The 8,198-nt window shown below is 29.4% G+C and carries 9 protein-coding genes and 1 pseudogene; 6 read left to right on the top strand and 4 right to left on the bottom strand.

The genetic code is table 11. The features are described from left to right. From AABM47_RS10215 to argH, 3 genes and pseudogenes are all read left to right on the top strand, one after another. Positions 1-300 (top strand): annotated as a pseudogene (locus tag AABM47_RS10215) (acetylglutamate kinase); the annotation flags it as partial. After that, positions 278-1,363, top strand: a complete 1,086-nt coding sequence (locus AABM47_RS10210; protein WP_338410823.1) for a M20 family metallo-hydrolase — start codon at positions 278-280, stop codon at positions 1,361-1,363. The pseudogene AABM47_RS10215 and the gene AABM47_RS10210, both read left to right, overlap by 23 nt. Before the next feature lie 3 nt (positions 1,364-1,366). Continuing rightward, positions 1,367-2,677, top strand: coding sequence for an argininosuccinate lyase (gene argH / locus AABM47_RS10205; RefSeq protein WP_338410822.1), 1,311 nt, complete (start codon positions 1,367-1,369; stop codon positions 2,675-2,677). On the opposite strand, the gene AABM47_RS10200 is transcribed toward argH, so the two are convergent. Together AABM47_RS10200 and ruvX are read right to left on the bottom strand one after the other, a co-directional pair. Further along, positions 2,674-3,150 (bottom strand): Lrp/AsnC family transcriptional regulator, encoded by a 477-nt coding sequence (locus AABM47_RS10200; protein WP_338410821.1) that lies wholly within the window; start codon positions 3,148-3,150, stop codon positions 2,674-2,676. The genes argH and AABM47_RS10200 overlap by 4 nt on opposite strands. Before the next feature lie 88 nt (positions 3,151-3,238). After that, positions 3,239-3,649: a Holliday junction resolvase RuvX gene (gene ruvX, locus AABM47_RS10195; protein ID WP_338410820.1), complete on the bottom strand. Its 411-nt coding sequence runs from the start codon at positions 3,647-3,649 to the stop codon at positions 3,239-3,241. Positions 3,650-3,863: 214 nt separating this feature from the next. Here ruvX and AABM47_RS10190 point away from each other — a divergent pair, with 214 nt between their 5' ends. Genes AABM47_RS10190 through AABM47_RS10180 form a run of 3 tightly spaced genes read left to right on the top strand, consistent with a single transcriptional unit; the run spans position 3,864 to position 6,725 of the window. Then, a complete protein-coding gene (locus tag AABM47_RS10190; RefSeq protein ID WP_338410819.1) occupies positions 3,864-4,679 on the top strand; it encodes a 2,3,4,5-tetrahydropyridine-2,6-dicarboxylate N-succinyltransferase in 816 nt (271 codons plus the stop codon). Positions 4,680-4,689: 10 nt separating this feature from the next. Further along, positions 4,690-5,664, top strand: a complete 975-nt coding sequence (locus AABM47_RS10185) for a glycosyltransferase family 2 protein (protein WP_338410818.1) — start codon at positions 4,690-4,692, stop codon at positions 5,662-5,664. Beyond that, positions 5,661-6,725, top strand: coding sequence for a glycosyltransferase family 9 protein (locus AABM47_RS10180; protein WP_338410817.1), 1,065 nt, complete (start codon positions 5,661-5,663; stop codon positions 6,723-6,725). Before AABM47_RS10185 ends, AABM47_RS10180 begins: the two co-directional genes overlap by 4 nt. Here AABM47_RS10180 and AABM47_RS10175 read toward each other — a convergent pair. Together AABM47_RS10175 and AABM47_RS10170 are read right to left on the bottom strand one after the other, a co-directional pair. Continuing rightward, positions 6,715-7,527 carry a glycosyltransferase gene (locus AABM47_RS10175; protein WP_338410816.1) on the bottom strand — a complete coding sequence of 271 codons (813 nt, stop codon included), beginning with the start codon at positions 7,525-7,527 and terminating at the stop codon, positions 6,715-6,717. The two genes, AABM47_RS10180 and AABM47_RS10175, sit on opposite strands and share 11 nt — an antisense overlap. A 22-nt stretch (positions 7,528-7,549) precedes the next feature. After that, positions 7,550-8,198, bottom strand: a 649-nt coding sequence (locus AABM47_RS10170; protein WP_338410815.1) for a lipopolysaccharide kinase InaA family protein, incomplete at its 5' end; no start/stop codon positions are given.

Raw genomic sequence — 8,198 nt, 5'->3', positions numbered from 1 at the left:
ATAGCAAAAGCTTTGGCTGCTAGCTTATCTTCAGAATTTGAAATTCAACTTATCTATTGCTTCGAAAAAAACGGGGTTTTAAGAGATCCCGAAGATGACAATTCTGTAATTGAAAGCTTAGACTTTAAATTGTTTCAAGATTTAAAGAATAAAGAGATAATTAACAAAGGGATGATTACAAAATTAGAAAATTGTTTTGATGCATTAGAAAATGGTGTTCATACAATAGGCATTATTAATGCATCAAAAATTGCTAACTATTTAAACCATAAAAGTAATGAAGGAAGTAGAATTAAATAATAAATCTGTAAATCTATTATTTGAACAAGCAATTGTTTTATTAAAAAAACTAATAGCTATTCCTTCATTTAGTAAAGAGGAAGATAAAACAGCCGATTGCATTCAGGAATTTCTTGAGAAACGTGGTATACCAACACATCGCGCAATGAATAATGTGTGGGCTTATAATAAACATTTCGATTCTTTGAAACCTACTATATTGTTAAATTCTCATCATGACACGGTTAAACCAAATTTTAGTTACACCTTAAATCCTTTTGAAGCAATTGAAAAAGACGGAAAACTATATGGTTTAGGGAGCAATGATGCTGGTGGTGCCTTAGTTAGTTTAATAACAACGTTTATTCATTTTTGGGATAAAGAAGGTTTAAAATACAATCTTATTTTAACCGCTACAGCTGAAGAGGAAATTTCGGGCATTAATGGTATCGAATCTATTTACAGTTCGCTTGGAGCTATAAACTTTGCTATTATAGGCGAACCTACAGAAATGAATTTAGCTATAGCCGAAAAAGGCTTGTTGGTTTTAGATTGCGTTGCAAAAGGAACTCCCTCTCATGCAGCACACCCTAATAACAACAACGCTATTTTAAAAGCATTTAGAGATATTGATTGGTTTTCTAAATATAAATTTGATAAAGTCTCTGATTTACTTGGCGAAGTAAAAATGACACCAACTATTATCAATAGTGGCTCTCAACATAATGTAGTACCTGACACTTGTACTTTTACTATAGACGTACGAACTACTGAATTATATTCTAATGCAGCTATTTTAAAGATAATAAAAGATAATATAAAAAGTGAAGTTAAAGCCCGTTCTATGAGATTAAACTCATCATACATATCGTCAAAGCATCCTTTTGTTGTAGCGGGTTTACATCTTGGAAGAACGCATTATGGGTCTCCAACCTCATCAGATCAAGCAGTAATACCCTGTCCATCTTTAAAAATGGGTCCAGGCTTATCTACACGCTCTCATAGTAGCGATGAATTTATATATGTAGCAGAAATTAGCGAAGCAATTCAAATATACAACTCAATATTAAAACAAATACTTTAAAATATGAAACAAAAAATTTGGCAAAAATCAGCAAGTAACAATACACAACACACTACAATTGTAGAAAAATTCACAGTTGGAAACGATCTTGTTTTTGATAATATTTTAGCTAAATTTGACGTACTAGGCTCTTTAGCGCATTGTGAAATGCTTTGTTCTATTAAATTACTAACAAAACAGGAATGGGTGCTTATTGAAAAAGAATTGAAACAAATTTTAAAAGAAATAGAAAATAATAATTTTAAAATTGAACCTGGAATTGAGGATATTCATTCGCAAGTTGAACATCTATTAATTGAAAGAATTGGTGATATTGGTAAAAAAATTCACAGTGGACGATCTCGAAACGACCAAGTTTTAACTGATTTAAAACTCTTTTTTAAATCAGAAATTATCGAAATTATTTCATTAATCGAAATTTTATTTAAAACATTGATTCAATTAAGCAATAAACATAAGGATGAATTACTGCCCGGCTACACACATTTACAAATTGCGATGCCCTCATCGTTTGGGTTATGGTTTGGTGCCTATGCAGAAAGCTTAGTAGATGATTTAGAAATGCTATTAGCTGCTTATAATGTTTGCAATAAAAACCCATTGGGGTCTGGTGCTGGTTATGGCAGTTCATTTCCTTTAAACAGAACATTAACCACAAAATTATTGGGTTTTAAATCCTTAAATGTAAATTCTGTTTATGCTCAAATGACCCGTGGAAAATCAGAAAAAATAGTTGCTATGGGTTTAGCTGGCTTAGCTGGAACTTTAAGTAAATTTTCATATGATATGTGCTTGTATTTGAATCAAAATTTTAATTTTATATCATTTCCTGATTCGCTAACCACAGGTAGTAGTATTATGCCACATAAAAAAAATCCTGATGTTTTTGAAATTATGAGAGCTCGCTGCAATAAAATTCAGGCTTTGCCAAATGAATTAATTATATTATTAAATAATCTACCGTCAGGTTATCACAGAGATTGTCAACTAACCAAAGAAAGCTTGTTTCCCGCTTTTCAATCCATGAAAGAGTGTCTGGAAATGTTAAATTTTATGCTGCAAAATATACAAATTAAAAAAAACAGCATAAAAAATTCTAAGTATGATTATATGTTTAGTGTCGAAAATGTTAACCAAAAAGTTATAGACGGTATGCCTTTTAGAGATGCTTATAAAAATATTGGGTTAGATATTTTAAACAATACTTTTGAGCCTAATTATAACATAAAACACACTCATGAAGGAAGTATTGGAAATCTGTGTAACGATTTAATTGAACAAGATTTTCTTGAGATAAAAGCTAAATTTAATTAATCTAATGCTGGTAAAATAAAAGCAGTATTTCTCTTTACTTCCTTTAAAACAATACTGCTGTGATAAAGACCTATGTTTGGAATATTAGAAATAACACTTACCACAAATTCATTATATGATTTTACATCTTTTGCAACAATTCTGAGCATATAATCATAATTGCCCGACAGGCTAAACATTTCTTGTATTTCATCAATTTCATTGACTAATTTTTCGAAATCGATTAAAGCATCTCTTGATTGTTCTTTTAAAGTAATATTACAATAAGCCACCAAATCAATTCCTATTTTTAATGGATCAACTAAGGCAACATATTTTTTTATTACCGTATTATTTTCTAAATTTTTTATTCGCTCATATGTAGGTGTAAACGACAACCCAATGCGCTCTCCTATTTCTTTAACTGAAAGACTAGAATTTTGTTGTAAAATTTCTAAAATCAACTGGTCTTTTAAATCTATTTGATCTTTCATAATTATAATTAAAGTGTATGTTTATTTAAAATACAAATATACGAAAACAAAAAGGAGCTATAAATAGTTTAAATTTAAAAATTATAATCTATTTTTTGTTCATGTAATCTTGCAACATAATAGTAGCTGCAATTTCGTCAATTAATGCTTTATTTTGCCTTTGTTTTTTCTTTAAACCACTATCAATCATTGTCTGAAAGGCCATTTTTGATGTAAAACGTTCATCAATTCTATCCAAAGGCATGTTTGGAAAAGTAATTTTAAATTTTTTGATAAATTTTTCAATAATTGCTGCACTCTCAGAAGGGGTTCCATCCATTTGTTTGGGTTCACCAATGATAACTTTTTCAACTTTTTCTTTTTCAAAATATGATGAAAGAAAAACAATCAAACTATCTGACGGAATTGTTGTTAACCCAGAAGCAATAATTTGCATTTCGTCTGTTATAGCTATTCCGGTTCGTTTTAATCCGTAATCTAATGAAAGAATTCTGGGCATTATTATTTTTTTATAAAGATAGGCATTTGCTGTGTTTTACAAAAACCAAAACCAATATATATACAAAACATATAACTCGATCAAACCTGGCAGAATAAATAACCCTATAACGAAGCAGAAAACTTAAAGAAAAGGCATGAAAACGAAAAATAAACATAAGGCGACACATCGTTTCAAGAAAAAATTTATTTTATATTTGTGTAAAATTTATAAAATGCAAAAATTACAAACAATTATAGAACAAGCTTGGGAAAACCGAGCATTGTTACAAGAATCAGAAACTACAACCGCAATTAGAGAAGTTATTGACTTGTTAGACAATGGAAAACTGCGAGTGGCAGAACCAACAGGATTAGGTTGGCAAGTGAATGAATGGATTAAAAAAGCAGTAGTAATGTACTTTCCTATTCAAAAAATGAACACTTGGGAAGCAGGTATTTTTGAATATCATGATAAAATGGAATTGAAGCGCAATTATGCAGAAAAGGGAATTCGTGTTGTACCACCAGCAGTTGCTCGTTATGGTGCGTATATTTCAAAAGGTGTTATATTGATGCCAAGTTATGTAAATATTGGGGCTTATGTAGACGAAGGAACTATGGTTGACACATGGGCAACTGTAGGTAGTTGTGCTCAAATTGGTAAAAATGTACATTTATCTGGGGGTGTTGGCATTGGAGGCGTTTTAGAACCCTTACAAGCTGCTCCTGTAATTATTGAAGATGGTGCTTTTATAGGATCAAGATGCATTGTAGTAGAAGGTGTTAGAATTGAAAAAGAAGCTGTTTTAGGAGCCAATGTGGTTTTAACTGCTTCTACAAAAATTATAGACGTTACAGGCAATGAACCCGTTGAATATAAAGGAGTTGTTCCTACACGTTCTGTAGTTATACCAGGGAGTTACACCAAAAAATTTGCTGCTGGTGACTTTCAAGTGCCTTGTGCTTTAATCATTGGAAAACGTAAACCTTCTACTGATTTAAAAACATCTTTAAATGATGCTTTGCGTGAATATGATGTAGCTGTATAATAATATAAAGATGACATTATTTTCTGTTTTAATAGTAAATTATAAAGGTTGGGATGCACTGGAGGATTGTTTAGAATCATTAACCCTGTTTTCTTCTGACCGGTATTCAATTGAAGTATTGGTTGTTGATAATTGTTCTAACGACAATAATCTTGACGCTTTTATTTCTTTATATCCGTCTATAACATTTATTTTAAACACAGGAAACAATGGTTTTGCTAATGGGTGTAATTTAGCAGCCTCTGCTGCTAAATCAAATTATTACTTATTTCTAAATCCTGACACAAAAGTTGATTCATTAAACTTAGAAACATATTTTGATTTTTATTTAAAAGATTCTAATGCTGTTTTGTCGTGTTTACAAATCAATGAAAATGGCACCTTTTACAATCAAAATAATTTATTGCCAAAGTTTATAACTTTCTTTGGTATACCTAGGGCAATATATAAAAGGATGCATAGAAAAAAAATTGCCCATAAATTAAATGAAAACGAAAACTATTTTTACCCGCAATGGGTAACTGGGGCAGTTGTATTGATAAGTAAAAATTGGTTTAAAAAAATAAATGGATGGAATGAGGACTACTGGATGTATATGGAAGATGTTGATTTTTCTAATAAAGTTTTAAAAAATAACGGTAAAATTGCAGTGTTAAAAAAAGCCGTTTTGTTTCATAAACATGGAGGTGCTAGCAGAATAAACATAAAAACAAAAGCCTTAACCAAAACTGAAGTGTTAATTTCAAAACACACCTATATTCAAAATAATTTTTCAACCACAACCTCATTTTTACTTCATATGAGATTGACAACAGGCATACTGTTAGAAAAAACAATTTTGAGTTTTTTGTCTATACCTCTATTCTTTATTCCAAAACTAAAAGTGCATAAAATTGTACTAAAAAATTATGTGACCTATTTATTTAGTGCGATTTTAAACCAAACTTTTATTAGTCCCAGGGCTATGAATTATAAAAAAAAATGAAAGTGAAAATTTTAGTGATTCAGCAAAAAATGATTGGTGATGTTTTAGTCAGTTCAATTCTATGTGAAAACCTGAGACTTGCATATCCTAATGCTCAAATAAATTATTTAATTTACGACAGTACGAAAGCCGTTCTTGACGGCATGAATTGTATTGATAATTTAATTTTATTTACTAAAAAAGAACGAAATAACAAACTTGCATTACTAAAATTTGGCCTTCAATTAAGAAAAACAAAATATGACATTATTATTGATAGTTATGCAAAACTAGAAAGTATACTTTTGGTTATTTTGTCAGGTGCTAATACAAAAATTTCATTTACAAAAACACACAGCAATCTTTTCTACACCCATACAGTTATTAGACGAAATGATTATAAATCTAATTTAGGATTAATAATAGAACAACGCTTAGCTTTATTAGAACCTTTAAAAATTGATAAAAAAATTACAAATCCAGTCATTTATGTAAATGATGAAGAAGTGCAATTTGCTAAAGATGTTTTTTTAAAACATGCAATTGACACTTCAAAAAAAACGATAATGATAAGCATTATGGGGAGTGACGATTTAAAAACATACCCTCTTCAATACATGGCACACTTAATCGACAGTATTATTGATACTTGTGATGTTAATATTCTTTTTAATTATATCCCAAATCAAAAAAAACAAGCACTTGAAGTTTTTTCGTATTGCTCAACTAAAACTCAAAAAAACATTTACATTGATATAATAGGAAATTCAATTCGAGAATTTATTGCAATTATGAATCGTTGTGACTGCATTGTAGGAAACGATGGAGGCGCTATAAATATGGCCAAAGCTCTAAACAAACCTTCTTTTATAGTTTTTTCGCCTTGGATAGATAAAAAAGGTTGGGCAACATTTGAAGATGGACAAAAAAACGTGTCATTTCACTTAAAAGATTTCAAACCAGAATTATTTAAAGGCAAGACCGATAAAAAAGTAAAGAAAATTTCAAAAGAATTATACGCTCATTTTAAACCTGAGTTGATGGCGAAACAGTTGATTAATTTTTTAAAAATCAACATTTAACAATTCCATTTTTAATTTTTATAATGTTATTTTTTTTATTAAAAACTCGAATAGCATTATTACTTTTCCAAATTTCAGCATTTGCATAACCTCTTTTGTGATCTAAGTGTAGACAAATAGCTTGGTAGCGTATTTGTTTAGATAAAACACCATAATTAAATAACCGCTCGCCTATTTCTCTGTCTAAACCTCCATATTGCATATCTTCATTAAAACCATTTACTGCTATTAAATCACTTTTAAAACATGATGTATTGTGACCGTTAAATGTTTTTTTTGTAGGAGTAATCCAATTCATAAAGATTGCAAAGTACTTATTGTGTGTCAATTTAGTTAATTTGAAGCTCTTTTTTACGCCATTTTTGATTAACCACGAAGTTGAAAAACAATTTTGCACTCTGATATCTTCATCTGAAATAAATTTAGATGTTTCCATAGGTAATTTGAAATAACCACCCGAAAGAAAATATCCTTTTTCTGCAAATTTTATATGCTGATTCACAAAATCTTCTCTAGGTATGCAATCACCATCCGTAAATAAAAGATACTCCGAAGTAGTTTTAAGTATAGCTTTGTTTAAAATTTTACATTTTTGAAAACCATTGTCTTCTTGCCAAACATGGATTATTGGATATAGAAATTTACCTCTAAATAAATCAATAACTTCTTTTGTTTTTGGGGTAGATCCGTCATCAGCAATTACAATCTCAAAATCATTCGCAGTTTGCCTACAAAACCCTATGAGGACTTTGGACAACCATTCTTCTGAATTGTAGGTAGAGATAATTACGGATAACTTCATGAAAACTATTAAGATGTGAAAATTACTGTTTTTTCCAAAACTTTAAACTCTTTTTTAACCTTTTTTTTCTATAAAAACGATATTGAAAATCTTGAGTTAATTTCCACATAGCAGTAAAGACTTGTTCTTCATCAATTCCTGAGAGTTTTGCATATTCACTACTCATGATTAATACCATATCTTTTTTAGGAGTCAATTTAGATAAATTTTTCATTCGAGTTTTAAAATTCATTTGCTTATGAAATTTCATTCGATTTAAATCTACCAAATAAAAATTATATTTTTGATTAATAGTTTTGACAATTAATGTATTACCCGGTGAATGATCTAAGAATTCAATACCTTTTTGATGCATTAAAAAAGTAAATTGTATAAACTGTCTTAAAATATTTTCCGTGTCGGGATAATTGGTTTGCACCAACTCACGATACGTTAAATTACAATCTAAATGTTCACTTACATAATAACTGTCTTTTAAGCCTAGTAAAGATTTTTTTTCAAAAAAAGCTATAGGTTGTGGTGTTCCAATATTATTTTTTAATAAATAAGTAGCATATTCAAATGAGCGCTTAGCTTTAGATTTTCTAAAATTATTGTATATAATTTTATTAAAAAAATGAGGTTCTTTAAATGATTTAATATTTAAAGTTAAAGTGTCTAATTCAAAAGTT

Source organism: uncultured Flavobacterium sp., assembly GCF_963925415.1.
Classification (GTDB): domain Bacteria; phylum Bacteroidota; class Bacteroidia; order Flavobacteriales; family Flavobacteriaceae; genus Flavobacterium.
This window is presented reverse-complemented; position numbering and strand designations above follow the sequence as displayed.